This is a genomic window from Neisseria sp. P0009.S007, assembly GCF_051962515.1.
This window is the reverse complement of sequence record NZ_JBQCVF010000743.1, coordinates 1-836: the sequence shown is the minus strand read 5'-3', so window position 1 is coordinate 836 and position 836 is coordinate 1. Positions and strand designations below refer to the sequence as shown.

1 protein-coding gene is annotated in these 836 nt (G+C 56.6%); it reads right to left on the bottom strand.

Annotation, left to right across the window (positions count from 1 at the left end; genetic code table 11):
* Positions 1–836 (bottom strand): ABC transporter permease (locus ACTHS3_RS16075; RefSeq protein WP_440368517.1); only part of this gene is annotated, 836 nt, incomplete at both ends.

Below are 836 nucleotides of genomic sequence, written 5' to 3'. Positions count from 1 at the left end.
ACCGGAATTTCAAACGGAAACACAATCACGCGTCCGACAATATCGCACAGCAACACCAAAGACGCGCCCAGCAAGGCTACCGCAGGCAGGCTTTGGCGCAGTTTGTCGCCCATCAGGCGGCTGATGATGTTCGGCACGACTAGGCCGATAAACGGAATATTGCCGACCGTCACGACCACCAAAGACGTAATCAGCGCCACAATAATCAGCCCCGACCACAGAATCGCCGTCCGGTTCAGTCCCAAGTTCACGCTCACCGTTTCGCCCAAACCCAAAATCGTTAGCTGGTCGGCAATCAAATAGGCAAACAAAGCCAAAATCCCCGTTGCCCACAACAATTCATACCGCCCGAGCAACACGCCGGAAAAATCGCCCTGTTGCCACACGCCGAGCATTTGCAGCATTTCGTTTTCATACGCGATAAAGGTGGCCACCGCCTCAATCACACCGCCGAAAATAATCCCGACCAAAGGCACCATCAGTTGCGCGGTCGGCGGCAGGCGGCGGATCAGCAGCATAAAGACCAACATCCCGATCAGCGCAGCAACGGCGGCAACCGACATTTTTGCCAGCAGTGGCGCAGCCGGAAGCAGCAGGGTCATCAACAGCAAACCCAAAGCCGCGCTTTGGCTTGCGCCCACCATCGACGGTTCGACAAAACGGTTGCGCATCAAAATCTGCATAATCATGCCGGCTACCGCCATCGACGCACCCGTCAGCACAATCGCAAACGTGCGCGGCAGGCGGCTGATGAACATAACCTGCTGGCTGTCGGATAGCGAAAACAGGGCGGACCATTTGAATTCGGCCACGCCGACCGACAGGCTGACGGCAAA